The sequence below is a fragment of the Aeromonas sp. R7-2 genome (assembly GCF_040908105.1).
Classification (GTDB): Bacteria; Pseudomonadota; Gammaproteobacteria; order Enterobacterales; family Aeromonadaceae; genus Aeromonas; species Aeromonas caviae.
This window is the reverse complement of record NZ_JBFODC010000036.1, coordinates 426384-450931: the sequence shown is the minus strand read 5'-3', so window position 1 is coordinate 450931 and position 24548 is coordinate 426384. Positions and strand designations below refer to the sequence as shown.

The 24548-nt window shown below is 62.3% G+C and carries 24 protein-coding genes; 10 read left to right on the top strand and 14 right to left on the bottom strand.

Annotated elements, in window-relative coordinates; genetic code table 11:
• The first annotated feature begins 494 nt into the window (after positions 1 to 494).
• A complete protein-coding gene (locus AB5Y47_RS17520) occupies positions 495 to 1574 on the top strand; it encodes a methyl-accepting chemotaxis protein (RefSeq protein WP_069652083.1) in 1080 nt (359 codons plus the stop codon).
• Between the two features lie 20 nt (positions 1575 to 1594).
• On the opposite strand, the gene AB5Y47_RS17515 is transcribed toward AB5Y47_RS17520, so the two are convergent.
• From AB5Y47_RS17515 to AB5Y47_RS17505, 3 genes are all read right to left on the bottom strand, one after another.
• Positions 1595 to 2143, bottom strand: a complete 549-nt coding sequence (locus AB5Y47_RS17515; protein ID WP_336568136.1) for a sugar O-acetyltransferase — start codon at positions 2141 to 2143, stop codon at positions 1595 to 1597.
• Between the two features lie 430 nt (positions 2144 to 2573).
• Entirely contained in the window at positions 2574 to 3452 is an 879-nt protein-coding gene (gene prmA, locus AB5Y47_RS17510; RefSeq protein ID WP_010675412.1) for a 50S ribosomal protein L11 methyltransferase, read from the bottom strand.
• 531 nt (positions 3453 to 3983) lie between these two features.
• Positions 3984 to 5000: a zinc-binding alcohol dehydrogenase family protein gene (locus AB5Y47_RS17505; RefSeq protein WP_368220432.1), complete on the bottom strand. Its 1017-nt coding sequence runs from the start codon at positions 4998 to 5000 to the stop codon at positions 3984 to 3986.
• Positions 5001 to 5100: 100 nt separating this feature from the next.
• On the opposite strand from AB5Y47_RS17505, the gene AB5Y47_RS17500 reads away from it, so the two are divergent.
• Complete coding sequence (locus AB5Y47_RS17500) at positions 5101 to 5973, top strand: LysR family transcriptional regulator (RefSeq protein WP_042014452.1); 873 nt, start codon at positions 5101 to 5103, stop codon at positions 5971 to 5973.
• On the opposite strand, the gene AB5Y47_RS17495 is transcribed toward AB5Y47_RS17500, so the two are convergent.
• The 11 genes from AB5Y47_RS17495 to AB5Y47_RS17445 form a co-directional block, all read right to left on the bottom strand.
• Complete coding sequence (locus tag AB5Y47_RS17495; RefSeq protein WP_368220431.1) at positions 5974 to 7398, bottom strand: PTS transporter subunit EIIC; 1425 nt, start codon at positions 7396 to 7398, stop codon at positions 5974 to 5976.
• Positions 7399 to 7485: 87 nt separating this feature from the next.
• Positions 7486 to 8943, bottom strand: coding sequence for a sodium/pantothenate symporter (gene panF / locus AB5Y47_RS17490; RefSeq protein WP_368220430.1), 1458 nt, complete (start codon positions 8941 to 8943; stop codon positions 7486 to 7488).
• Positions 8933 to 9181, bottom strand: coding sequence for a YhdT family protein (locus AB5Y47_RS17485; RefSeq protein ID WP_039040309.1), 249 nt, complete (start codon positions 9179 to 9181; stop codon positions 8933 to 8935). Before AB5Y47_RS17485 ends, panF begins: the two co-directional genes overlap by 11 nt.
• 193 nt (positions 9182 to 9374) lie before the next feature.
• Entirely contained in the window at positions 9375 to 10715 is a 1341-nt protein-coding gene (gene accC / locus AB5Y47_RS17480; RefSeq protein ID WP_039040308.1) for an acetyl-CoA carboxylase biotin carboxylase subunit, read from the bottom strand.
• A gap of 15 nt (positions 10716 to 10730) precedes the next feature.
• Complete coding sequence (gene accB / locus AB5Y47_RS17475; RefSeq protein ID WP_010675405.1) at positions 10731 to 11192, bottom strand: acetyl-CoA carboxylase biotin carboxyl carrier protein; 462 nt, start codon at positions 11190 to 11192, stop codon at positions 10731 to 10733.
• Between the two features lie 36 nt (positions 11193 to 11228).
• Positions 11229 to 11678 (bottom strand): type II 3-dehydroquinate dehydratase, encoded by a 450-nt coding sequence (gene aroQ / locus AB5Y47_RS17470; RefSeq protein ID WP_039040307.1) that lies wholly within the window; start codon positions 11676 to 11678, stop codon positions 11229 to 11231.
• 283 nt (positions 11679 to 11961) lie between these two features.
• Complete coding sequence (acs, locus tag AB5Y47_RS17465; protein ID WP_180911416.1) at positions 11962 to 13908, bottom strand: acetate--CoA ligase; 1947 nt, start codon at positions 13906 to 13908, stop codon at positions 11962 to 11964.
• A gap of 175 nt (positions 13909 to 14083) precedes the next feature.
• Positions 14084 to 15871 carry an EAL domain-containing protein gene (locus AB5Y47_RS17460; protein WP_368220429.1) on the bottom strand — a complete coding sequence of 596 codons (1788 nt, stop codon included), beginning with the start codon at positions 15869 to 15871 and terminating at the stop codon, positions 14084 to 14086.
• A gap of 106 nt (positions 15872 to 15977) precedes the next feature.
• Positions 15978 to 16346, bottom strand: a complete 369-nt coding sequence (locus tag AB5Y47_RS17455) for a hypothetical protein (protein WP_045525778.1) — start codon at positions 16344 to 16346, stop codon at positions 15978 to 15980.
• Between the two features lie 7 nt (positions 16347 to 16353).
• Positions 16354 to 17022, bottom strand: a complete 669-nt coding sequence (gene torD / locus AB5Y47_RS17450) for a molecular chaperone TorD (RefSeq protein ID WP_039040303.1) — start codon at positions 17020 to 17022, stop codon at positions 16354 to 16356.
• 150 nt (positions 17023 to 17172) lie between these two features.
• Positions 17173 to 17460: a hypothetical protein gene (locus tag AB5Y47_RS17445; RefSeq protein WP_069652090.1), complete on the bottom strand. Its 288-nt coding sequence runs from the start codon at positions 17458 to 17460 to the stop codon at positions 17173 to 17175.
• A gap of 341 nt (positions 17461 to 17801) precedes the next feature.
• On the opposite strand from AB5Y47_RS17445, the gene glyA reads away from it, so the two are divergent.
• The 8 genes from glyA (at position 17802) to nusB (ending at position 24536) form a co-directional block, all read left to right on the top strand.
• Positions 17802 to 19055: a serine hydroxymethyltransferase gene (gene glyA, locus AB5Y47_RS17440; protein WP_010675397.1), complete on the top strand. Its 1254-nt coding sequence runs from the start codon at positions 17802 to 17804 to the stop codon at positions 19053 to 19055.
• A gap of 87 nt (positions 19056 to 19142) precedes the next feature.
• Positions 19143 to 19577 carry a hypothetical protein gene (locus AB5Y47_RS17435; protein WP_045525814.1) on the top strand — a complete coding sequence of 145 codons (435 nt, stop codon included), beginning with the start codon at positions 19143 to 19145 and terminating at the stop codon, positions 19575 to 19577.
• A 134-nt stretch (positions 19578 to 19711) separates the two neighbouring features.
• A complete protein-coding gene (gene nrdR / locus AB5Y47_RS17430) occupies positions 19712 to 20161 on the top strand; it encodes a transcriptional regulator NrdR (protein WP_010675395.1) in 450 nt (149 codons plus the stop codon).
• 277 nt (positions 20162 to 20438) lie between these two features.
• Positions 20439 to 21548 carry a bifunctional diaminohydroxyphosphoribosylaminopyrimidine deaminase/5-amino-6-(5-phosphoribosylamino)uracil reductase RibD gene (gene ribD / locus AB5Y47_RS17425; protein WP_039040300.1) on the top strand — a complete coding sequence of 370 codons (1110 nt, stop codon included), beginning with the start codon at positions 20439 to 20441 and terminating at the stop codon, positions 21546 to 21548.
• A 55-nt stretch (positions 21549 to 21603) separates the two neighbouring features.
• Entirely contained in the window at positions 21604 to 22257 is a 654-nt protein-coding gene (locus tag AB5Y47_RS17420) for a riboflavin synthase (RefSeq protein WP_039040359.1), read from the top strand.
• Between the two features lie 137 nt (positions 22258 to 22394).
• Positions 22395 to 23504, top strand: a complete 1110-nt coding sequence (ribBA, locus tag AB5Y47_RS17415) for a bifunctional 3,4-dihydroxy-2-butanone-4-phosphate synthase/GTP cyclohydrolase II (protein ID WP_039040299.1) — start codon at positions 22395 to 22397, stop codon at positions 23502 to 23504.
• Positions 23505 to 23637: 133 nt separating this feature from the next.
• On the top strand, positions 23638 to 24108 hold the full coding sequence (gene ribE, locus AB5Y47_RS17410; RefSeq protein ID WP_010675391.1) for a 6,7-dimethyl-8-ribityllumazine synthase: 471 nt from the start codon (positions 23638 to 23640) through the stop codon (positions 24106 to 24108).
• Positions 24109 to 24122: 14 nt separating this feature from the next.
• On the top strand, positions 24123 to 24536 hold the full coding sequence (nusB, locus tag AB5Y47_RS17405; RefSeq protein ID WP_010675390.1) for a transcription antitermination factor NusB: 414 nt from the start codon (positions 24123 to 24125) through the stop codon (positions 24534 to 24536).
• Positions 24537 to 24548: the final 12 nt, after the last annotated feature.

The window sequence follows — 24548 nt, the reverse complement described above, 5'->3', positions numbered from 1 at the left end:
TTCTGACAAAGCCGTCAGGCTGTACTGATAAATGCGCACTTGCCAAGAGGGTAGAAGGGGGTTGGCCGGACATTTTTTGAATTGTGAGAGATTCTTCTCACTCCTGGTTTATTACGCTATGTAAAACGTTTGCGCCACGTTATTATCCCACTGCCAGTTTAGAAGGTGACCCCTTCTAATTTTCTGCGATGAGAGTCGCAATTCCGTAGCACCTTTTTAGAGCCCAACGTCTTGATGACATTGGGCTTCATTTTTTGCGGGATCGGCACGTCAGCGTTCTTTCTCCTTTGCCTCTTCTCTACCTCACCCGGCCTCTTTGTGGCGATCTTTTGCACAGCCATTGATGTGGCCTCGATTGGAATCAGGATCAGGGTCAAATATCCTGCATTTGCAGGTGAAATCCGGCCCGGGATCCGCCAGCATCGGCAGAGACAAGAGAGCCAGAGGCTTCCCTTCGACGTCGACTGCCCGCACCTATGCCATCCGGAGGCGATATGTGGTTCAACCGCAAGCTTGAAAAAGAGAATCAACAGCTCAGGGAGGCGATGCTTCTCAAAGAGCAGCAGCACCAGAGCGAGCTGGCCGAATTGCGTGCCACCATCGGTGAATACGAGCACATGCAGCGCACCAGCCGGGAGCGTGGCGATCTCTTCAATCAGGTGATCTCCTGCCAGAATCAGGGAGGTGAGATGCTGCAGAGCGTGCGGGAAGCGCTGGCCGGCAGTGCCGAACACCTGATGGCGGAAAAGGGAGCGCTCAGCGAGCTGGATCAGCTCTTTGCCCAGACCCGGGGCGCCATCACCCGTCTTTCCAATCGTGCCCATGCCATCACGGATGAGGCGGCTCGCAGCCTCGCAGCCGTCCATCAGCTCGATGCCAGCACATCCGCCATCAACCAGTTCGTGACCGCCATCCAGGGCATTTCGGATCAGACCAACCTGCTGGCACTCAATGCGGCCATCGAGGCGGCCAGGGCCGGTGAAGCCGGTCGAGGATTCGCCGTGGTCGCCGATGAGGTGCGTCAGCTGGCGAGCAAGGCTCATGAAGCCAGCAGCCAGATCGAGGTGCTGGTCAGACAGATAGTGGCCCAGGCGCAGGAGATCAAGTCCATCATCGATGACAACCAGGCCAGTGCCGCCGAGGTGGCGACCTCCTCCTCCCAGATCGATGTGGTGGTGACCCAGGTGCTGGCACAATCAGGCCGGATGCAGCAGGTGATCCACAGTGCGGCCTCCACCTCCTTCCTCAATACCACCAAGCTGGATCACGCCGTCTGGAAGAACACCATCTATCGGCTAATCGATCAGCAGCATTTTCACGAGCCGGTGAGCGACCACGCTCAGTGCAGGCTGGGCAAATGGTATTTCGAGGGGCAGGGTGCGGAGCTCTTCGCCCACAAGCCGGGCTTTCGTGAACTGGACGGGCCCCACAAGCGGGTCCACGAGAGCGGCAAGGCCGCCCTGCACGCGCGCGAGCAGGGGGATATCAAAAGCATGGTCGAGCAGCTCAAGACCATGGAAAACGCCAGCATGCAGGTGGTGCACTGCATCGACCGCTTGCTGGAAAGCGCCTGAGCGAGCCTCGGGCCTTCCGCTCAACCTTTGACTGGCAGCAGCCGTGCCGGGTTGCCTGCCACCCTGGCACCGGCCGGTACATCTCTGGTCACGACCGAGCCCGCACCCACGACGGCTTCCCGCTCTATGGTGACGCCGGGCAGCAGAATGGCGCCGCCGCCTATCCAGACCCTGTCTTCGATGGTGACCGGCAGCGCCGTCTCAACCCCCTGAATGCGCTCATCGGCATCCAGCGCATGGGCGGCGGTGTAGATCTGCACGTTCGGCCCAATCATCACCTCGGCGCCGATGCGAATGGGGGCATTGTCCAGCAGGGTGGCCCCCATGTTGATGTAGCTGCCCTTGCCAAGGTGGATGTGGCGGCCATAGGTGCAGTAGAAGGGTGGGCAGATGAAGGCACCCTGTGCCAGCTCGCCGACGATCTGCAGCAGCAGTGCCAGCTGTTCATCCTCCTCGTCGCTGCGATTGAAGCGGCGGTACAGGCGGGCCGTCTCCCGGCGCAACAGATCCAGCTCTGGCGCCATGCAGTTGTAAGGCTGGCTGGCGATCATCTTCTCGTATTCGGTCATGACTGGGCCTCGATGGGGTGGAGGAAGAGAGGATAAGCCATCGGGAGGCAGAGAAGCGTGAGGCTCTCCCCAGAGTGGGCAGAAGGAGAACGGCGTCCGGAAACGACAAGGGCACCCTGCTGGGGTGCCCTTGTCGTTCAACGACCTAAGTGTTGCCGCCATGGCCTGTTGCTTGTCAGCCGAGTGTGCGGCTGATGGGTTGGCAACTGCCGTGGCTTGTTGTTTATCAGCCGAGTTTGCGGCCGATGGGTTGGCAACTGCCGTGGCTTGTTGCTTATCAGCCGAGTGTGCGGCCGATGGGTTGGCAACTGCCGTGGCTTGTTGCTTATCAGCCGAGTGTGCGGCCGATGGGTTGGCAGCCACCGTGGCTTGTTGCTTATCAGCCGAGTGTGCGGCTGATGGGTTGGCAACTGCCGTGGCTTGTTGCTTATCAGCCGAGTTTGCGGCCGGAGAGGCGGCACCACTCCTCTTTCACGGCGGTCGGGTCCATCTCGAACCACTGGCCATAGATGGTCTCCAGCTCCGGCGCCTGGCTTTCCAGCACGCCGGAGAGGGCCATCAGGCTGCCCGCTTTGCCGTGACCGGCGATCAGCGGCGCCAGCTCCCGCAGCGGGCCGGCCAGGATGTTGGCGACCACCACGTCCGCTTCGACGTCTTGCGGCTGATCCGCCGGCAGGTAGAGTTCGATCTGGTCGGCAACGCCATTTCGCTCGGCGTTGTCACGGCTGGCCTGGATGGCCTGAGGATCGATGTCGATACCGATGACACGGGCGGCCCCCAGTTTCAGGGCGGCGATGCCGAGGATGCCGGAGCCGCAACCAAAGTCGACCACGGTTTTGCCGGCCAGATCCAGCCCGTCCAGCCACTGCAGGCAGAGCGCCGTGGTGGGGTGGGTACCGGTACCGAAGGCCAGGCCCGGGTCCAGCATGACGTTGACCGCATCGGGGTTCGGCACGTCGCGCCAGCTCGGACAGATCCAGAGCCGCTCGCCGAACTGCATGGGGTGGAAGTGATCCATCCACTCGCGCACCCAGTCCTTGTCTTCCAGCTGTTCGACCTTGTAGCCCACGTCTTCACCGAAGATCTGCTGGAAGAAGGCGATGGTGGGAGCCGGATCGGTTTCGGCGTCGAACAGTCCCATTACTTCGGTCTCGCCCCAGAGCGGGGTTTCACCGGGCATGGGCTCATAGACGGGCACATCCTTGGCATCCATAAAGGTCACCGCCTGGGCCCCACGCCCCAGCAGCATGTTGCTCACCTTGTCTGCGGTCTTGGCAGTGGCGTTGATTCGAATTTGTATCCAGGGCATGGCGTCGGCTCTTCATAAATGTGAAACCGCGGGATTCTATCATCATGGGCCCGTGCTGTCGTGGTTTGACCATGGCCTCATGGGGAAGGGAGGTAACTCTGCCAAGTTGGCACGGTTAATGTATTCCTTCATGGGTGACGGGAAGCAACTTGTTCCCGCTGAATGCTTTGCTCTATGAAGTTCCGTCATCTTTTTTCAGCCACCTTCGGGTGGCTTTTTTTATGCCGGTGCGCTGAAAAGCGGTTAATTGGGAGGGAAAAGCAGAGATTGGCACGCTATCTGCAAAGTTACAGATGTCCTGCATAAGGATATGTGTGTGATTGTTACCCCAACGTTCAGGTTTTTAGGGCCATCCCGACGGGATGGCCTCTTTTTTATGGTTTTTTCGGGGGAGATGCCCCGTCAGGGACAAAGGTCACCTGTGGGGCTGTGCACTCTTGGGGCTTGTCACTGGTGATTTCACCCCATGATGGTGCATTTATTTACCTACAAGGGAATAGTCAGGACGACGATACCCGCTCTGGCGGCGCCTCAGCGATGGAAACCGCTCATGTCGATCACCAGCTTGCCCACCATGCGACCCGCTTCCAGCTCGGCATGAGCCCGGGCCAGGGTGAGGGGCGTCAGTTCGGGCACCACCTTGCTGAGGGTGGTCTTGAGCACCCCTTCATCGATCAGGGCCGCGACCCGGCCGAGCAGGTTGTGCTGCTCTATCATGTCCGGGGTCTGGAACAGGGAGCGGGTAAACATGAACTCCTGGCTGAAGGTGACGCTCTTGGGTTTGAGCAGACCCAGATCCCAGGGTTCACTGGACTCGGCGATGGTGCAGATATGACCAAACGGACGGATGAGGCTGGCCATGGTGTTCCAGTGCTGCTCGGTGGCGTTGGTGCAGAAGATGGCATCCACCTCGCTGATGCCGAGCGCCTTGAGCTCCGCCTGCAGATGGTGATGGCTCACCACCTGGTGGGCCCCCATGTCCAGGCACCACTCCCGGGTTTCGGGGCGCGACGCGGTGGCGATCACCTCCATGCCGGTGAGCTGGCGGGCGAGCTGGATGGCGATGGAACCAACTCCGCCGGCGCCCCCGATGATCAGCAGTCGCCCGGTGCTTTCGCGGGTGAGGCTCATGCGCTCGAACAGGGTTTCCCAGGCGGTGATGGCGGTGAGCGGCAGGGCGGCGGCTTCCAGATCGGACAGGGTGACTGGGGCGATGGCGGCGATGCGCTCGTCCACCAGTTGCAGGGCGCTGTTGCTGCCCGGGCGGCTGATGTCGCCGGCATACCAGACCCTGTCACCGGCCTTGAACAGGGTGACGTCGCTACCGACGGCGATCACCTCGCCCACGGCGTCCCAGCCCAGCACGCGGGGGTTGCTTTCGACCTTGTCCTTGGGGGCGCGTACCTTGGTGTCGACCGGATTGATGGAGGTGGCGTTGACCCGTACCAGCAGATCCCGCGGGCCCGGTGTCGGATCGGGCAGATCGCTCTCGATGAAGCAGTGGGGGTGGTTGCTTGGCAGATAGTGAGTCAGGGCGATGGCTTTCATGGCTTTTCCTTTCAAATAGCAGTGTTCGGGATTGCCACTCACTCTAGTCTGGATGATTATCAAGATTAAGATGGGTAATTGGTAAAGACTGTTTGAATATATGAACAATGTCGAACTGGAGTTGATGGGGTTGTTCGCCACCGTGGTGGAGCAGGGGAGCTTCACCGGGGCGGCCGAGGTGCTCGGCATGCCCAAGTCCTCGGTGAGCCAGAAGATCTCGCGCCTCGAATCCCGGCTCGGGGTGAGGTTGCTGCAACGCACCACCCGCAGGCTCAGCCTGACGCCCCAAGGGGAGGTCTATGTGGCCCATTGTCAGGAGCTGCTGGCACTGGCGCGCAGCGCCAATCTGGCGATGGCGCGGTTACGCGCGGCTCCTGGAGGGCGGGTGCGGATCACTGCTCCCGAAGCCACGGGAACCTTGCTGCTTGGCCGGATACTGGCCGAATTTCGCGCCCTCTACCCCGAGGTGGTGCTGGAGCTGACCCTTTGCGATGAACAGCTTGATCTGGTGGGGGAAGGTTACGATCTGGCGCTGCGGGCGGCGCCGCTGAAAGATTCCAGCCTCATCTGCCGGCGCATCGGCCAGGTGGCGCGCCATCTGGTGGCATCTCCCGGTTACCTGGCGGCCAACGGGACGCCGCTCCAACTCTCGGAGCTGGCCGGACACGCCTGCCTGGTACATGGCTCCTTGCCGGTGTGGCCATTGCAGGAGGGGGGCTGGCGCCCTCGCGGGGCCTGCCAGAGCAACAGCCTGTTGGCGCTGCGGGAGCTGGCACTCCATGACGGGGGGATTGCCCTGCTGCCGGCCCATGTCTGCGGCGACGATCTGGCGGCGGGGCGACTGCTCAAGGTGCTGCCGGATCTCCTGGTTCCGGTGAACCCCTTCTATCTCATCTACCCGAGCCGGGAACACCTGGCCCCCGCCCTTCGCAGCCTGATGGACTTCGTGGCCGAACGTCTTCCCTTCGCCTGATCACTGGTGCTGGCCAAGGGGAGCCTGAGTCGGTTCGAGACCGAGCGGGACCGACTGGCGTTCCGCCAGCATGCGGATCTGCCCTTCGATGAGGCCGGCATGGGGGCCGAGCACCAGCACCAGCTGATGTTCGTTGAGCACGATCCAGGAGAGGCAACCCAGTCTGGCCAGGCAGGATTGATCCACCAGCGCCATGTCGCGAACCCGCAGGCTGAGGCGGGTCAGGCAGACGCTCATGGCTTGCAGGTTGTCCATGCCCCCCAGCATCTTGAGGTACTGGATAGCCAGCATCTGGGGATCGGTGGGGGCCACGGTCGCGAGCCGGGAGAGATCCTCGGCGATGGGTTTGCCCGGCAGACTGAGGGGGGCGTGTTCCAGCAGCCGGGAGAAGAGCAGGGCATAGACGACGAAGAAGAGGATGCCCAGGGGGATGAGCCAGAAGCTGTGCAGACCGGCGTGGTAGCTCAGCACCAGGTCCAGCAATCCGGCAGAAAAGTAGCTGCCCACCTGGATGTCGAGCCCGCTGCAGATGGCCAGCGACAGCCCGGTCAGCAGGGCATGGGCCAGAAACAGCCAGGGAGCGGTGAAGGCAAACAGGAACTCGATGGGCTCCGTGATGCCCACCAGTGCCGAGGTGAGCGCCAGGGTGAGCAGCAGCCCTCCCTGGGGCAGTTGTTGCATCCGCTGGCGATGGATCCAGATGGCAAAACAGGCACCGGGCAGGCCGAACATGATGACCGGATAGAGCCCGGCCACATAGCCTTCATGCAGCGGCTGGGCGGTCGAGAGGGCTTGCAGGTTGCTCTCCCCGAGCCCGATGAGGCTGCCCAGCACCTGGTGCAGACCGAGGGGGATCAGCAGCCGGTTCAGCACGCCGTAGCAGAAGGCGCCAAATGGCGTGGTGAGCAGATCGGAGGCGAGCAGGGTGAGCCCCTGTTCCAGCAGCGGCCAGAGGATGGAGAGGGGGATCACCAGCAGCAGGCAGGCCAGCGCCGAGAGCAACATGCCCGGCAGATCTTCCTGCAGGGGGCGCAACCAGCCCGGCAGCCGCAGAGCGCGGGCCCGGGAGCAGACCATGGCGGTGACGAGCCCGGCCAGCAGGCCGCAGATCATGTCCGCATGCAGCCCGGGCACCAGGGTGCCCAGCGCCGAGCTCAGCAGCAGGAAGTTGACCGCACCGGCGAGCGCCTGAGCTCCTTGCCCCTGGCGACTCAACCCGAAGGCAATGGCCACCGCATAGATGAGCGGCATCTGGCTGAAGAGGGCTCGACCGGCGAGGGAGAGCACCGCCAGATCCAGCACGTCCGGTTGGCCGAGCCGGTGGAGCAGGGCGGCCAGGGGCAGGATGGAGACGGGCAGCAACAGGGCATAGCCGAGGCGCTGCAGGGACTGGGTCAGGATCTTTCTGGCGTTCTGGACTGGCATGGGGGCACGGTATTTGTGACGTGGCGCACATTTTACCCGTGAGCCCCCATTTGGGAATAGGCGAGCCTTCCTTTATTGATCCTTTTCTTAATTTTGATCAAACAATCGACGGACACGCTGATCCGGGGCCGGAGTGAGCAGGCTGGCCAGGACAAAGGCCGCCAGGCCAAGGGCCAGGCTTGGGACGATGGCGTGCAGACCGGCCAGCTTGATCCCCCACTGGCTCAAGGTACCGTAACAGAGGATGCCGCAGACCATGCTGGCGAGGGCTCCCGGGCCGTTGGCCCTGGACCAGTAGAGGCCGAGCACCAGGGGCCAGAGGAAGACCGCCTGCAGGCCGCCGAAGGCGAGCAGGTTGAGCCAGATGATCATCTCGGGGGGCTGGAGCGCCGCCAGCAGTACCAGGGTACCCAGGATCAGGGTGCAGAGCAGGGAGAGGCGCGGCACCCGGACCTCCAGCTTCTCCTGCCTGGGGTTGAGGTAATTGAGGTAGAGATCTTTCACCAGGGTGGCGGAGGCCTGGATCAGCTGGGAGTCGATAGTGGACATGATGGCCGCCATGGGGGCCGCCAGGAAGACCCCGGCCAGCCAGGGGGGGAGCACCTCCATCATCAGGGAGGGCATGATCTTGTCCGGGCTGTCCATGCCGGGCAGGATGGCGCGGCCCAGTGCCCCGGCCAGGTGCATGCCGAACATCAGCAGGGCGCAGACGATGGTGCCGATGAGGATGCCCCGGTGCAGCGCCTTGCTGTCCCGGTAGCCAAAGCAGCGCAGCGCCGAGTGGGGCAAGCCCACCACCCCGATGCAGACCAGCACCCAGAAGCTCAGCATGAAGGGCTGGGTCAGCATGTCGCCGGTCCCCTGGGGGCTCACCAGCTTGGGATCTATCTCCTTGAGCTGGTGGACAAGATTCGGCAACCCGTCACCGGCGATGAGGATGCCCGCCAGCAGGGCGCCAGTGCCGATGAGCATGACAATGCCCTGCAGGGCATCCGTCATCACCACGGCGCGAAAGCCGCCGATCACCGTGTAGAGCAGCACGCAACTAGCAAACAGGAAGAGCCCCTGCTGATAGCTGAGGCCGGTCGCCGTTTCCAGCAGGCGGGCGCCGCCGATGAACTGCACCACCATGGTGGCAATGAAGGCGAGGATGATGGTGACCGAGCCCAGCACGACCACCGCCCTGCTCTGGTAGCGGGCCCACAGCATGTCGTTGATGGTCACCGCATTGACCCGGCGGGCGATGATGGCGAACTTCTTGCCAAGCACCCCCAGAGTGAGCCAGACGGTGGGCAGCTGGATCATCGCCAGTAGCACCCAGCCGAGGCCGACCTTGTAGGCGGCACCCGGCCCGCCGATGAAGGACGATGCAGAGGTATAAGTGGCCACCAGGGTCATGGCGAGCACCAGCCCCCCCATGCTGCGGTTGCCGATGAAGTACTCCTGCATGAAGTTGCCGCCGGTCCGGTGGCGACTGGCCCAGAAACCGACCCCCAGTACCAGCACCAGATAGATGCAGAGCGGCAGCATCAGCTCAAGATTCATGGGGTGGTACCTCGCTATCCAGGGGAATATCGACGAACAGGCGATCCACCATGAGGGCGCAGAGGCCGATGAACAGCAGGGGCATCAGGATGCAACTGAGCAGGAACCAGAGGGGCAGGTCCCACAGCTCGAGATCCTCGGGGATGAAATAAGCCGAGCCATACCAGGCGACAAAGTAGAGCAGGGTCAGCAGCAGGCAGAAGGCTGCTTCCCGACGGGCGAGTGCGAAACGGTTCACTGTGGCCTCCGACGAGTGAGCGGGGCGCAAGAATAACAAAAAAGGGCCATGTCGCCATGGCCCTTTTTTACGTTGGCGATCCGGGTGGATCGCGCAATATCCCGATGAAAGGGGTCTTTGCAGACCCGACTTCTTGTGCAGGTGGTGGCTGTTCTGTGCTGCCACCGTGCTCAATGGGTCGGGCCTCAAGCCATTACAGACCCAACTTCTTGTGCAGGTAGTGGATGTTAGTGCCACCGTGCTGGAAGTTTTCGTCCTTCATGATCTCTTTTTGCAGGGCGATGTTGGTCTTGATCCCTTCCACCACCAGCTCGTCGAGGGAGTGACGCATGCGGGCGATGGCCACGTCGCGGTTCTCCCCGTAGCAGATCAGCTTGCCGATCATGGAGTCGTAGTAGGGGGGGACCTTGTAACCCGCATAGATGTGGGATTCCCAGCGCACGCCCAGGCCGCCCGGCGCGTGGAAGCGCTGGATGAGACCGGGAGAGGGCAGGAAGGTGGCCGGATCTTCGGCATTGATCCGGCACTCGATGGCGTGGCCACGAATGCGGATGTCTTGCTGGGTGATCGACAGGGGCTGACCGGCGGCAATGCGCAGCTGCTCCTTGATGAGGTCGACGCCGGTGACCATCTCGGTGACCGGATGCTCCACCTGGATACGGGTGTTCATCTCGATGAAATAGAACTCGCCGTTCTCGTACAGGAACTCGAAGGTACCTGCACCGCGGTAGCCGATCTCGAGACAGGCGCGCACACAGCGCTCACCGATGAACTTGCGCATCTCCTCGGTGATGCCGGGGGCCGGCGCCTCTTCCACGACCTTCTGGTGACGGCGCTGCATGGAGCAGTCCCGCTCACCCAGATAGAGGGCGGTACCCTGACCGTCAGCCAGCACCTGGATCTCGATGTGGCGCGGGTTCTCCAGGTACTTCTCCATGTAGACCATGTCGTTCTTGAAGAACTGGCCCGCTTCGGATTTGGTCAGCGCGATGGCGGAGGCCAGTTCGGCCTCGTTGCGCACCACGCGCATGCCGCGACCACCACCGCCACCGGCGGCCTTGATGATCACCGGATACCCGATCCGCTTGGCGATGGCGGCGTTGCGCTTGGCATCGTTGTCCACCGGGCCGTCGGAACCGGGTACGCAGGGCACGCCCGCCTTCTTCATCGCCTCGATGGCGGAGACCTTGTCACCCATCAGGCGAATGGTCTCGGCGCGCGGGCCGATGAAGATGAAGCCGGATTTCTCGACCACTTCGGCGAAGTCGGCATTCTCGGAGAGGAAGCCGTAGCCCGGGTGGATGGCGACGGCACCGGTCACCTCGGCGGCGGCGATGATGGCCGGCACATTGAGGTAGGACTCACCGCTGGCAGGTTTGCCGATGCAGATGGTTTCGTCCGCCAGGAGCACATGCTTGAGCTCCCGATCGGCAGTGGAGTGAACGGCCACTGTCTTGATCCCGAGCTCTTTGCAGGCGCGCAGGATCCGCAGGGCAATTTCACCGCGGTTGGCGATGACTACTTTGTCCAACATGGGTGGCATTTTCCCTTATTCGATGATGAACAGCGGCTCGTCAAACTCGACGGCCTGACCATTTTCAACCAGGATCGCTTTGATCACGCCGGCCTTGTCAGACTCGATTTGGTTCATCATTTTCATGGCTTCGACGATGCACAGGGTGTCGCCGACATTGACGTGCTGACCGACTTCCACGAACGGCTTGGCTTCCGGGCTGGAGGAGCGGTAGAAGGAGCCCACCATGGGGGAGCGCATCAGATGACCGCTCGGGGCGGCATCGGCAGCAGGTGCAGCGGCTGCTGCCGGAGCTGCGGCAACCGGTGCGGCAACCTGAGCTGCGGCCTGGGGCATGATCATCTGCGGGGCAACGCTAACCTGGCCGGAGAAATTACGGCTGATGCGAACGGACTCTTCCCCTTCGGAGATTTCCAGCTCGGCGATGCCGGACTCTTCAACCAGTTCAATCAGCTTCTTGATTTTGCGGATATCCATTAGCATTCTCTTTCTTCTTTATCTGATCAGTGATTATCAAGCCGCGCGCAACTGATGCACGGCCGCGGTTAAAGCGAATTGGTAACCATCGGCACCCAACCCGCAGATCACCCCCTTGGCGACATCAGACAGATAGGAGTGATGACGGAAGGGCTCCCTGGCATGAACGTTTGACAGGTGAACCTCGATAAAGGGGATGGCCACACCCAGCAGGGCATCGCGCAGGGCAACGCTGGTATGGGTGAAGGCGGCGGGATTGATGATGATGAAATCCACCTGGCCCATGGCCTGATGGATGCGGCCGATCAGCTCGTGCTCGGCATTGGATTGCAGATGTTCCAGGGTGACACCGAGTTCGCTGGCGCTGCGAGTCAGATCGGCGACGATCTCATCGAGCGTCTTGCTGCCGTAGATTCCCGGTTCCCGTTTGCCCAGCAGATTCAGATTGGGGCCGTTAAGCAGGAGGATTCGGTGATGTTGCGACATATTGAGTACATCCTCGATGATTATGCTGCTATCTATCAGCTATCTTTGGACTACCAAAAATCTAGCCAATTTTTGCACAAATCGGTGTGCCCTGACACACAGATTTCGCAATTATATTGATTTCGTGAAAATTAGCAGCATTTTACTGGTCTAATCTCTACATCTGGCTATTTATTGGTCTGTTTTGCCCGCAAGCCCTGCCTGCCACCGAACTCTGCCCTGTCCGGATCCCGAAGACAACAAAGCCGGCACGTGGCCGGCTCTGTTGACGTGGGGAAGAGACTCACGCCGCTTCCGACTTCTCGCGGATCAGCTTGTCCACGACCCCCGGATCCGCCAGGGTGGAGATATCCCCCAGGCTGTCGGTTTCGCCGGTGGCGATCTTGCGCAAGATACGCCGCATGATCTTGCCGGATCGGGTCTTGGGCAGCCCTTCGGCCCAGTGGATCACGTCCGGGGTCGCGATGGCGCCAATCTCCTTGCGCACCCACTCCTTCACTTCCTTGTGCAGCTCGCGGCTCGGCTCTTCCCCGGCGATCAGGGTGACATAGGCGTAGATGCCCTGTCCCTTGATCTCGTGGGGAACACCCACCACCGCCGCTTCGGCGATCTTCGGATGGGCCACCAGAGCGGACTCGATTTCGGCGGTGCCCATGCGGTGGCCGGAGACGTTGAGTACATCATCCACCCGGCCGGTGATCCAGTAGTAGCCGTCCTCGTCGCGACGGGCACCGTCGCCGGTGAAGTAGCGACCCGGGAAGGTGGAGAAGTAGGTCTGCTCGAAGCGCTCGTGATCGCCGAACACGGTACGCATCTGGCCGGGCCAGGAGTCGGTGATCACCAGGTTGCCCTCGGTGGCGCCCTCCAGCGGCTCACCCAGGTTGTCCACCAGAGCAGGCTGTACTCCGAAGAAGGGACGAGTGGCCGAGCCGGGCTTGAGCGCGGTGACGCCGGGCAGCGGAGTGATGAGGATGCCGCCGGTTTCGGTCTGCCACCAGGTGTCGACGATGGGGCAGCGCTCGTCGCCGATGGTGCGGTAGTACCACTCCCAGGCTTCCGGGTTGATGGGTTCACCCACCGACCCCATGATGCGCAGGCTGGTGCGGGAAGTGCCTTCGACAGCCTCCTTGCCCTTGGCCATCAGTGCGCGAATGGCGGTGGGGGCGGTATAGAGGATGGTGACCTGATGCTTGTCCACCACCTGGCTCATGCGGTTGGTAGCCGGGTAGTTGGGCACCCCTTCGAACATGACGGTGGTGGCGCCGTTGGCCAGCGGCCCGTAGACCAGATAGGAGTGACCGGTGACCCAACCCACGTCGGCGGTACACCAGTAGATGTCCTCTTCGTGGTAGTCGAACACGTATTTGAAGGTGAGGGCGGCATAGACCAGATAGCCGCCCGTGGTGTGCAGCACACCCTTGGGTTTGCCGGTGGAGCCGGAGGTGTAGAGCACGAACAGGGGATCTTCGGAGCCCATGGCTTCGGGCGGACAATCCGGGCTGGCGGCGTTGACCGCATCATGCCACCAGATGTCTCTGTGCTCGTGCCAGGCCACGTTGCCACCGGTGCGCTTGAGGACGATCACCTTGCTGACCTTGGTATCCGGGTGGGTAAGGGCCTCATCCACGTTCTTCTTGAGGGGGATGGGGCGACCGCCTCGCAACCCCTCATCGGCGGTGATGACGACGGAGGCGCCGGAGTCGATGATGCGGCCCGAGAGCGCCTCCGGCGAGAAGCCGCCGAAGACGATGCTGTGCACGGCCCCGATGCGGGTACAGGCCAGCATGGCGATGGCCGCCTCCGGCACCATGGGCATATAAAGGCAGACCATGTGGCCACGCTTGACCCCCTGGGCTTTGAGCACGTTGGCAAACTTGCACACTTCGGCGTGCAGTTCGCGATAGGTGATCTTGCGATCTTCAGCCGGGTTGTCCCCTTCCCAGATGATGGCGACCTTGTCGCCGCGCTCGCTCAGATGGCGATCCAGGCAGTTGGCCGAGACGTTGAGCAGGCCATCCTCATACCACTTGATGGAGACGTGGCCCGGATCGTAGGAGGTGTTCTTGACGCGGGTGTAGGGGGTCATCCAGTCGAGGATCTTGCCCTGCTCCCCCCAGAAGGCGTCCGGATCCTGCACCGACGCCTGATACATGGCTTCATAACCTTCCTTGTCCAGCAGGGCGCCGTTGCCGATGTGGGCCTTGACCGGGTAGACCTTGCTCTCGCTCATCTCTCACTCCTGTGAATACATTTTCTTAATGATTGAGTAACAACTTATACCTTTGGTTCCCGAGGGCAATTAGACTTTTGGATAGCGACGAAGATAGCGGGCGGGAAGCCATGATGATGAAGCAGAAGGGAGCCATGGGCTCCCTTCTTTGCTTTCGTGGTGGCGCGGCCAAGGCTCAATGGCGGACGGGGAGCAGGGAAGGCAGGTGGGGTTCTGGCAGGGGATGGCTGAACAGGTAGCCCTGTCCCTCCTCGCAACGCAGGGATTGCAGGAACTGGCGCTGGGGCTGGGTTTCTATCCCTTCCGCCGTGACGGCCATGCCGAGGGAGCTGGCCAGCTGGACTATGGTACGGCACAGCTCGCGGCTGTGCTTGTCGTCGGGCAATGCCTGGACGAAGGCCCTGTCTATCTTGATGCGATCGATGGGCAGGCTCCTGAGCAGGCTCAGGGAGGAGAAACCGGTGCCGAAGTCGTCGATGGCGATCTGCACCCCCAGCGCCTTGAGACGGGTGAAGAGCCGCAGACTGTGATCCACGCTCTGGATGATGCTCTCGGTCACCTCGATCTCCAGCCGCTCGGCAGGAAAACCGGTCTCGGCCAGAATGGCTGTCACCCGCTCCACGTAGTCGTGGGAGCGCATCTCCCTGACCGACACATTGACCGAGAGCCTGGGCACGGCGCGCCCTTCGGCCAGCCACTGCTGCCCTTGCCGGCAGGCGGTGCGCATCACCCATTCGCCCATCGGTTCGATGAGACCGCACTCCTCTGCCACCGGAATGAAACGGTCCGGGGATATCATGCCAAGGCTGGGATGCTGCCAGCGGATCAGGGCCTCCAGGCCGCTGAGATGACCATCCGCCAGATCCGTCATGGGTTGGTAGAGCAGGCGAAACTGTTGCTGCTCAATGGCCTTGAGCAGTCCCTGCTCCAGCAGCATCCGCTCCCTGGTCTGTGCCGTCATGTCGGGGGAGTGGAACAGATAGCCGTTGCGGCCACGGCGCTTGGCTTCATGCATGGCGTTGTCCGCCGCGCTGATGAGGCTGTCCGGGGTCTGGCCATGCTCCGGATAGAGGGAGACGCCGATGCTGGCGGAGAGCCTCACCCGCTCCTGGCCGATGTCGGCGGGATCGTGCAGCCTGCGTTGCAACCCCTCGATGAGACCCAGCAGATCCTGGGTGTCTCTGATGGCTGGCAGCAACACCAGAAATTCGTCTGCCCCCAGCCGGATGGCGATGTCTCCGGGGCGCAGGCAGTGGCGAATGCGGTCTGCCGACAGCTTGAGCAGCAGATCGCCGGCACTGTGCCCCAGGTTGTCGTTGATGAGCTTGAAGCCGTCGAGATCGATGAACAGCAGCGCCAGGACGTGGCGGTTCACCCTGGCCGTCTCTATCTCCAGGGTGAGGCGCTCTTGCAGCAGATGGCGATTGCCGAGATCGGTGAGAGGATCGTAATAGGAGAGGTGCTGCAAGCGGGCTTCGGCCTGATAGAGACGCAGTGCATGAAGGTGGGTCATCTCCTGCAGGCCGGGTGACGCGGGTGCGTCGAGGTGGGGGCCTGTCTGCGCGGATTCCCTCATCACGAGGAAGATGCCGCTGAAGGAACCCTCCTCATCCAGCACGGAGCTGACGCTCACTTGCCAGCGTGCCGGGGAGGCCGCGCGGGAGAGACCGACCATTTCCACCTCAAATGTGCATCGGGGGGGACCTTGCCGCAGTTGCTGAAACAGCGGGAGCAGCTGGGGAGTCTGGGCAGGGACAATGTCGAACAGCGTCTTGCCCGGGTGCTCTGCCCGCGCGAGGCCGGTCAGTTCGGCAAAGCGTCCGTTGACGTCGCGACACCTGAATTCGTGATCGAAGACCCCAATCCCGAAGGGCGCCTGGGCGAACAGCTGTTGCAACTCGTGGGGAGAGAGCGGGCTTGACAAATGCCGTGTCGGAACCGATTCGGGTAGCACTTTTTCCATGGAGGCTCCTGAATTGATTGCTTTGTCATTTGGACGACTGTGTCAGTATGGCAGGAAGTGTCAGGAGAGAAAGAAAGTGTGAGAAGGGTGTGAAATCAACGAGATGTCAGCCTTTCTGGCGGCCAAACGCCTGGATCCCGCGAACAAATACCAGCCAGCCCACCAGATGAAACGGCAACGCCATGGCGTAGAGCACCAGCCAGTGGCTCTCGGTGCCGCTGCTGTTGATGAAATCTGTCCAGGCGGCGAGCAGGGCCAGCATGCCCGCTATCTGGAAGCGGCGACGCAGCACCACTTCCACCCCGAGATTGGCGAGGTAGAGGGTCAGCAGGATGCCGGCAAAGCCGGTGAGCTGGGCGGTGCCGTAGAGCGCGCGGTCCGGGTTGAACAGCAGTGTCACGAGGGGAGTGAGACCCTGATCCAGCGGGATCAGGGCCAACAGCCAGCATGCGATAAGAAGCAGGGCTGTCTTCATGCCGGGCTCAGTCGGCGGACGGTGCCGGTTTGACCAGGGAGAGGTAGTTGGCGTCCATCTTGAGGAACACCCCCAGCAGGCGGGCACTGGCACCGTAGAAGCCAAACGTGTCGGCGGCCCGGCAGGCCTGCTCGAAGCGCTCGAACCAGCCCAGCAGGTGGCCGTGCAGCAGGGACTCCTGCTCGCCAAGCCACGCCTCGCGCTGGTCGGCGGTGGTCGACTCGGCGGCGCGGATGATGAGGCTGCCCATCAGATCCAGCTCGATGGCCAGATGATCGGCAGGCTCATTGTATTTGTCGCTGACGTTGATGCCGAGGCGATCGAGGCGTGCCTGCATCTCGGTCATGGGGGCCTGCATCAGCTGCTTGCCTTCGCCCCGGTAGAGGGATTCGTAGGGCAGGGCACCCTGCCCGGGAGCGCTCAGGAACAGGCCTGCGAAGTCGGCGGCCAGGGCCGTCTGGCGCTCGGGGCGCACCAGCAGGCGGGCGATGGCATCGTTGAGCTCGGCCACGGCTTCGCGCATGGGATCGAGGGTGGAGAGGCTCTTCAAGAAGCTGCGCACGTCATAAGTGTCGTATTCAGCGATCTGTGCATCACTGAGTTCGGCAGCAAACAGGGTGGAAAACCACCAGTAAAGCTCGGCCCGGCGTTCGCTGGTCGCCATGAATTCCTGCATTTTTCCTCCGTGGATGACAATCGGGAGCCTTGATGGCCCCCGATTCTAACGACTTTAAAAATAAAGGAAACTCATGGGGCCTTTTGGCCGGATAGCGCCAGGAGAGGGGGTCGCATTCGCGGGATGACCGTGGGCGACGAGGAGGCCGACTTACTCCTCGACGCGATAGAGCACCTGCTTGCAACGGGGGCAGATGTGCTGGCGGCGGTAATCCATCTGGTGCACCAGGCCGACTTCCCGCTGCTGATGATGACCGCAATGGATGCAGAAAATGAGATCCCCGTCGGCGGCGCCGGGGTGGGCCGCCAGGTACTGCTCCCGGGTGGGAAGTGTCTCCCAGTTGGCGGTGCAGGCACCCTTGCGGCTGCCGGTGTAGTAGACCCAGTAGAAGAGAGCGAAGACCGCGACAATCACGAACAGCATCAGATGATCCATCATGGCGTTTCCCCTTGTGTTCCGGGATGGCAGGGAGCGACACCCGCTCGTGCAGATGTCCCATGGCCTAAAGATGTTATCTGTTAGTAAATGCTATATCCATGATCTGGCTCTGGTTTCTATCGCTTTGCCCGGGAAGCGGGGACGATGGCTGGAGCCGGATTGCGGGTGTGGGGAGGCCGGGGGGATGAGCGAAGCCAGGGGGCGGGATTCGAAATTTGCGACGTATTTTACATTTTATAAACAATTTTTTGGGTGGTTGGACTGTCTCTTTGATCCAGCTCACGTTACAATGCGCGGGCCCACTTCACCTATCGCGCAAACGATTTTCAGGAGATAAACGGATGTTGAAACGTGACATGACCATCGCCGGCTATGATCCAGAGCTGTGGCAGGCCATCACAGACGAGACCCGTCGTCAGGAAGAGCACATCGAGCTGATTGCGTCCGAGAACTACACCAGCCCCCGCGTCATGGAAGCCCAGGGCTCCCAGTTGACCAACAAGTACGCCGAAGGCTACCCGGCCAAGCGTTACTACGGCGGTTGCGAGTATGTGGATGTGGTTGAAACCCTGGCCATCGAGCGCGCCAAAGAGCTGTTCGGTGCCACCTACGCCAACGTGCAGCCGCACTCCGGCTCCCAGGCCAACAGCGCCGTCTACATGGCCCTGCTGCAACCGGGCGACACCGTGCTCGGCATGAACCTGGCCCACGGCGGTCACCTGACCCACGGCTCCCCCGTCAACTTCTCCGGCAAGCTGTACAACATCATCCCCTACGGCATCGACGAGTCCGGCAAGATCGACTACGACGAGATGGAGCGCCTGGCCGTTGAGCACAAGCCGAAGATGATGATCGGCGGCTTCTCCGCCTACTCCGGCATCGTCGACTGGGCCCGCATGCGCGAAATCGCCGACAAGATCGGTGCTTACCTGTTCGTGGACATGGCCCACGTGGCCGGTCTGATTGCCGCCGGCGTCTACCCGAACCCGGTGCCCCATGCTCACGTGGTCACCTCCACCACTCACAAGACCCTGGCCGGTCCGCGCGGTGGTCTGATCCTCTCCGCCGCCGACGACGAAGATCTGTACAAGAAGCTGAACTCCGCCGTCTTCCCGGGTGGTCAGGGCGGCCCGCTGATGCACGTCATCGCCGGCAAGGCCGTAGCCTTCAAGGAAGCGCTGGAGCCCGAGTTCAAGACCTACCAGGCCCAGGTCGTGAAGAACGCCAAGGCCATGGCGGCGACCTTTATCGAGCGCGGCTACAAGATCGTCTCCGGCGGTACCGACAACCATCTGATGCTGGTTGACCTGATCGGTCGCGAGCTGACCGGCAAAGATGCCGACGCAGCCCTCGGCAAGGCCAACATCACCGTCAACAAGAACTCCGTACCGAACGACCCGCGTTCCCCGTTCGTGACCTCCGGCGTGCGTATCGGCACCCCGGCCATCACCCGCCGCGGCTTCAAGGAAGCCGAGTCCATCCAGTTGGCCAACTGGATCTGCGACGTGCTGGACAGCCACGACAACGAAGAAGTGCTGGCGACCGTGCGCGAGAAGGTGCTGGACATCTGCCGCCGCTTCCCGGTCTACGCATAATCAGCCTGACCTTCAGGTTGAAGACCAATGCCACCCTCGGGTGGCATTGTTTTTTGCAGCGCCTGGCAAGATGAGACAGAGGTGACCATGTGCAATGACATGAAAGAGGACGTGCTGGAGGCGTCACTGCGGCAGACGGTTCGCGCCCAGTACCACTTTCGCGCCAGCGAACAGGGGCTGCTTGCCTGGGATGTGCGCCGCTTGATCCGGCTGAGCCGCAACCTGCCGGTGCAGGCGGTGGCACTCGGCGAGATTGCCGAGCTTGACCGCGACCACTGGTACGGCCATGGCGACGCCACGCCCACGGTGCGCAGCGTGGTGGCGCACTGCCAGCTCATGATGGCGGCGGATCTCGCCTATCCCATCCTGCTGGACAGCGCCGGTCGGGTGATGGATGGCATGCACCGGGTGGGCAAGGCGCTGATGCTGGGCCACAGCCATGTGGCTGCTCGCCGGTTCGCGGCGGATCCTGCCCCCGATTACCAGGATTGCGACCCCGAGGCGTTGCCCTATGACGACTGAGTCCTGCCCGAAGGCCTGGCAGGTTGTCCCTTGTTTTCATGGGCTTTTACCGGCTCTGGATGGCCGTGTTACACTGGCCGGCCTAGCGCCAGCCCCCGGGGCCTGCGCCCATTTTCATCCACGCCGGAGGTCAGATGCATTGCCCTTTCTGTAGTGCCGTTGATACCAAGGTGATCGATTCCCGTCTGGTGGCCGAGGGCCATCAGGTGCGCCGCCGTCGCGAATGCCTGCTCTGTCACGAGCGTTTTACCACCTTCGAAATGGCCGAACTGGTCATGCCCCGCGTCATCAAGTCCAACGGCTCCCGCGAGCCCTTCAACGAAGACAAATTGCGGGCCGGCATTCTGCGGGCGCTGGAGAAGCGGCCGGTGAGCATGGAGGCCATCGAGAAGGCGGTCAACCACATCAAGTCCCGCCTGCGGGCCACCGGTGAGCGGGAGGTGGCCTCCCAGCTGGTGGGCAATCTGGTGATGGATGAGCTCAAGAGCCTGGACAAGGTGGCCTACATCCGCTTTGCCTCCGTCTACCGCAGCTTTGAAGACATTCGCGAATTCGGGGAAGAGATCGCCAAGCTGGAGAAGTAACGCCGGCCGGTCGCTCCCTATGTGAATAAGAGAGGGGTTGCCGTTGCGGCAGCGCCAGTTGTTACACCAGTGAGACATCCAGATAGCGCATCGTTGCACTGGTGAAAAAGTATGAGGGCGTGCGGCCGCATCCTGCGATGTGTGTGCCCGTCGCCATGGCGTCAGATGCCATGGCCGATCTGCCCGAGAAGGCGTGCTGCAAGCGCGTACACCCTATTTTCTTGTCCCATCGGATGGCCGTGCCACGGGGGACAGGTTGCTGGACACAGGAGCCCGGATGTTTAGTCAAGACGATTACCAATGGATGAGCCGGGCCCTCGAACTGGCCCGGCGCGGCCGTTACACCACGGCTCCCAACCCCTGCGTCGGCGCCGTGCTGGTGAAGGCCGGCGTGGTGGTGGGGGAGGGCTGGCACAAGCGGGCCGGTGAGCCCCATGCCGAGGTCTATGCTCTGCACGCGGCAGGGGAAGAGGCCCGCGGTGCCACCGCCTATGTGACCCTGGAGCCCTGCTCCCATCATGGTCGCACGCCGCCCTGCGCCGAGGCGCTCATCAAGGCCGGGGTGACCCGGGTGGTGGCTGCCATGGTGGATCCCAATCCCCAGGTGGGCGGGCGTGGCCTGCGGATGCTCTCCGAGGCGGGGATCAAGACCGATTTCGGCCTGCTGGCCGCGGAAGCCGAGGCCCTCAATCCCGGTTTCTTCAAGCGGATGCGCACCGCGTTTCCGCTGGTGACGGTCAAGCTGGGGGCGAGCCTGGATGGTCGCACCGCCATGGCGAGTGGCGAGAGCCAGTGGATCACCTCTCCGGAGGCGCGCCGGGACGTGCAGCGACTGCGGGCCCGTCACGATGCGGTCCTCTCCAGCGCCGAGACCGTGCTGGCAGATGGCGCCTCCCTCACCGTGCGCTGGGACGAGCTGCCTCCCTCGGTCAAGGCGGTCTATCCCAAAGAGACCCTGCGCCAGCCACTGCGGGTCATCGTGGATTCGCAAAACCGGCTCACCCCGGATCTGCCGTTGTTCCAGAGCGAGAGCCCGGTACTGCTGGCCCGCCACAAGGCATCCGGTGAGTGGCCCGCCTGGGTGCAGCAGCTGGAGGTGCCGCTGCTGGATGGCAAGCTGGATCTGGTCAGCCTCTTCATGCTGCTGGCCAAACAGAACGTCAACTCGGTACTGGTGGAGGCGGGGCCGCGGCTGTGCGGCGCCCTGCTGGAGAAGGGGCTGGTGGACGAGCTGGTGCTCTATCAGGCGCCCAAACTGATGGGGGATGAGGGGCGCGGTCTGTTCCATCTGCCGGGGCTGACCCGGCTGTTCCAGGCCCCCAAACTCAACCTCAAGGATGTGCGCATGCTTGGCCAGGATATTCGCATCACTGCGAAAATAGCCTGATTTTTCAATGTTCACGGGGGCATCCGTCGCCCCCGTCATCAGCAAGGTGATCTGCATGTTTACCGGAATTATCGAAGCGGTGGGAACCCTGGCCGAGCTGCGTCGCCAGGGGGAGGACATGGCCCTCACCGTGCACGCGCCGACCCTGGACTTCAGTGACGTCAAGCTGGGCGACTCCATCGCCACCAACGGCGTCTGCCTCACCGTGGTGGCGCTCGGGGATCACAGCTATACCGCCGACGTCTCCCTGGAGACCCTCTCCCGCACCGGTTTTTCTGCCGCCAAGGTGGGGGATCCGGTCAACCTCGAGAAGGCGTTGATGCCCACCTCCCGCCTCGGCGGCCACCTGGTCTCCGGCCACGTGGACGGCATCGGCGAGGTGAAGAGCAAATCGTCCAGCGGCCGCGCCATCGAATACTGGATCAAGGCGCCGGGGGAGCTCTCGCGCTACATCGCCGAGAAGGGCTCCATTGCGGTGGATGGCATCAGCCTCACCGTCAATGCGGTTCAGGGGGATCTGTTCCGGCTGACCATTGTGCCCCACACCGCCCAGGAGACCACCATCGCCCGCTGGAAACCCGGCTACCGGGTCAATCTCGAGGTGGACCAGATAGCCCGCTATCTGGAGCGGCTGATGACGGGCAAGCGCGAGGAGAGCAGTGCCTCTACCCTGACCCTGGAAAAGCTGGCCCAGTCCGGATTCTTGTGAGCCGTTTTGACGGGAAAACGCGGTTCTGTGATCCCGCGCGGATTGAAACGGGGCCGCGTGCCCCCATCTAGAGCACAATACGCAGTATCAAGTCGAGCCGACTGGCTCAATCCCCAAGCATGTTGATGGAGTAGCCCATGGCGCTGAGCACGACCCAGGAAATCATTGCCGATATCAAGGCTGGCAAGATGGTGATCCTGATGGATGACGAAGACAGGGAGAACGAAGGGGACCTGATCATGGCCGCCTCCTGTGTCCGCCCGGAAGACATCAACTTCATGGCGCGCTACGGTCGTGGCCTCATCTGCCTGACCCTGACCCGGGATCGCTGCAAGCAGCTGGCGCTGCCGCTGATGGTCGATCGCAACAATGCCCAGTTCTCCACCGCCTTCACCGTCTCCATCGAGGCGGCGGAAGGGGTGACCACCGGCATCTCCGCCGCCGACCGCGCCGTCACCGTGCAGGCCGCGGTGGCGCCCCATGCCAAGGCCGCCGATCTGGTGCAGCCCGGCCACATCTTCCCGCTGATGGCGCAGGATGGCGGCGTGCTGACCCGCGCCGGCCACACCGAAGCGGGCTGCGATCTGGCCCGGCTGGCCGGCTTCGAGCCTGCCTCCGTCATCGTCGAGATCCTCAACGAAGACGGCACCATGGCCCGGCGCCCGGATCTCGAGATCTTCGCCGAGCAGCACGGCATCAAGCTCGGCACCATTGCCGACCTTATCGAATACCGCAACCAGCACGAGACCACGGTAGAGAAGGTGGCCGAGTGCAAGTTGCCCACCGAATACGGCGAGTTCGACCTCGTCACCTTCCGCGACACCATCGACAACCAGGTCCACTTCGCCCTGAAGAAAGGGGACGTGAAGGCCGACCAGCCGACCCTGGTACGGGTGCACCTGCACGACGTGCTGAGCGATCTGCTGCTCACCGACCGCCACAGCGCCCGCAGCTGGCCGCTGCCCAAATCCATGGCCCGCATCGCCGACGAGGGCGGGGTGCTGGTGATCCTGGGGGCGGAAGCCCATGGCGCCGAGCTGCTGGCCAGGGTCAAGGGTTTTGAAGCCGCCGACAAGGGGCTGGCGCCGGAAGGGGCCAAGTGGCAGGGCACCTCGCGCCGGGTCGGCGTCGGTTCCCAGATCCTCAAGGCGCTGGGGGTCGGCAAGATGCGCCTGTTGAGCTCCCCCAAGAAGTACCATGCCCTCGGTGGCTTTGGTCTGGAAGTGGTGGAGTACGTCGGCGAGTAAGCGCTGCGTACGGTTGAATTCATCACCATGGCCGCCCGTTGCGGCCATGGTTTTTTGTCGCGGCTCTGTTGTGCTAGAATGCGTGCACTTTTGAGCCCGGCCCCTAATTGATTGCACAGAGACAGGATTTCCAATGAAGATTATCGAAGGAAATATCGCCGCTCCCGAGGCGCGTGTTGCTATTGTCGTTGCCCGTTTCAACAGCTTCATCAATGACAGCCTGGTGAACGGCGCGCTGGACGTGCTGAAGCGTCAAGGTCAGGTCCAGGAGAGCAATCTGACCCTGGTGCGCGTACCGGGGGCCGTCGAAATTCCCCTGGCGGCCAAGAAGCTGGCCAAGAGCGGTCAATACGACGCCATCGTCGCACTCGGCACCGTCATCCGCGGCGGTACCTACCACTTCGAACTGGTAGCGAGCGAGAACGGCAAGGGTCTGGCCCAGGTAATGATGGAATACGACATTCCCGTTGCCTTCGGCGTGCTGACCACCGAAAACATTGAACAAGCCATCGAACGCGCCGGTACCAAGGCGGGTAACAAGGGTGCAGAGGCTGCACTGAGCGCGCTCGAAATGATCAACGTCCTGAAACAACTGGACGTGTAACGAGGAGAAATGCATTGAAACCGTCCGAGCGCCGTAAGGCCCGCCATTGCGCCACCCAGGCCATCTACCAGTGGCAGATGACCCAGGCCAACGTGGGCGACATCGAAGAGCAGTTCAAGATCGATCAGGACACCAAGGGTGTGGACCTGAACTATTTCCGCGATCTGCTGTTCGGGGTAGCGGTCCACTGCAACGAGCTGGACAAGGTGTTCGCGCCTTTCCTCTCCCGTCCGCTGGAAGAAGTGGACATGGTGGACAAGGCGATCCTGCGTCTGGCGACCTACGAGCTGACCCGTCGTGAAGATGTGCCGCCGCGCGTGGTGATCAACGAAGCGATCGAGCTGGCCAAAGCCTTCGCCGCCGATGACAGCCACAAGTTTGTCAACGGCGTCCTGGACAAGGTGATCAAGACGCTGCCCAAGCGCTGATCCTGCTGTCCG

What these genes read in the sequence shown, in the direction of transcription:
- AB5Y47_RS17520 (WP_069652083.1), top strand. Translation starts at nt 495, where the DNA reads ATGTGGTTCAACCGCAAGCTTGAAAAAGAGAATCAACAGCTCAGGGAG.
- AB5Y47_RS17515 (WP_336568136.1), bottom strand. Translation starts at nt 2,143, where the DNA reads ATGACCGAATACGAGAAGATGATCGCCAGCCAGCCTTACAACTGCATG.
- prmA (WP_010675412.1), bottom strand. Translation starts at nt 3,452, where the DNA reads ATGCCCTGGATACAAATTCGAATCAACGCCACTGCCAAGACCGCAGAC.
- AB5Y47_RS17505 (WP_368220432.1), bottom strand. Translation starts at nt 5,000, where the DNA reads ATGAAAGCCATCGCCCTGACTCACTATCTGCCAAGCAACCACCCCCAC.
- AB5Y47_RS17500 (WP_042014452.1), top strand. Translation starts at nt 5,101, where the DNA reads ATGAACAATGTCGAACTGGAGTTGATGGGGTTGTTCGCCACCGTGGTG.
- AB5Y47_RS17495 (WP_368220431.1), bottom strand. Translation starts at nt 7,398, where the DNA reads ATGCCAGTCCAGAACGCCAGAAAGATCCTGACCCAGTCCCTGCAGCGC.
- panF (WP_368220430.1), bottom strand. Translation starts at nt 8,943, where the DNA reads ATGAATCTTGAGCTGATGCTGCCGCTCTGCATCTATCTGGTGCTGGTA.
- accC (WP_039040308.1), bottom strand. Translation starts at nt 10,715, where the DNA reads ATGTTGGACAAAGTAGTCATCGCCAACCGCGGTGAAATTGCCCTGCGG.
- accB (WP_010675405.1), bottom strand. Translation starts at nt 11,192, where the DNA reads ATGGATATCCGCAAAATCAAGAAGCTGATTGAACTGGTTGAAGAGTCC.
- aroQ (WP_039040307.1), bottom strand. Translation starts at nt 11,678, where the DNA reads ATGTCGCAACATCACCGAATCCTCCTGCTTAACGGCCCCAATCTGAAT.
- acs (WP_180911416.1), bottom strand. Translation starts at nt 13,908, where the DNA reads ATGAGCGAGAGCAAGGTCTACCCGGTCAAGGCCCACATCGGCAACGGC.
- AB5Y47_RS17460 (WP_368220429.1), bottom strand. Translation starts at nt 15,871, where the DNA reads ATGGAAAAAGTGCTACCCGAATCGGTTCCGACACGGCATTTGTCAAGC.
- AB5Y47_RS17455 (WP_045525778.1), bottom strand. Translation starts at nt 16,346, where the DNA reads ATGAAGACAGCCCTGCTTCTTATCGCATGCTGGCTGTTGGCCCTGATC.
- torD (WP_039040303.1), bottom strand. Translation starts at nt 17,022, where the DNA reads ATGCAGGAATTCATGGCGACCAGCGAACGCCGGGCCGAGCTTTACTGG.
- AB5Y47_RS17445 (WP_069652090.1), bottom strand. Translation starts at nt 17,460, where the DNA reads ATGATGGATCATCTGATGCTGTTCGTGATTGTCGCGGTCTTCGCTCTC.
- glyA (WP_010675397.1), top strand. Translation starts at nt 17,802, where the DNA reads ATGTTGAAACGTGACATGACCATCGCCGGCTATGATCCAGAGCTGTGG.
- AB5Y47_RS17435 (WP_045525814.1), top strand. Translation starts at nt 19,143, where the DNA reads ATGTGCAATGACATGAAAGAGGACGTGCTGGAGGCGTCACTGCGGCAG.
- nrdR (WP_010675395.1), top strand. Translation starts at nt 19,712, where the DNA reads ATGCATTGCCCTTTCTGTAGTGCCGTTGATACCAAGGTGATCGATTCC.
- ribD (WP_039040300.1), top strand. Translation starts at nt 20,439, where the DNA reads ATGTTTAGTCAAGACGATTACCAATGGATGAGCCGGGCCCTCGAACTG.
- AB5Y47_RS17420 (WP_039040359.1), top strand. Translation starts at nt 21,604, where the DNA reads ATGTTTACCGGAATTATCGAAGCGGTGGGAACCCTGGCCGAGCTGCGT.
- ribBA (WP_039040299.1), top strand. Translation starts at nt 22,395, where the DNA reads ATGGCGCTGAGCACGACCCAGGAAATCATTGCCGATATCAAGGCTGGC.
- ribE (WP_010675391.1), top strand. Translation starts at nt 23,638, where the DNA reads ATGAAGATTATCGAAGGAAATATCGCCGCTCCCGAGGCGCGTGTTGCT.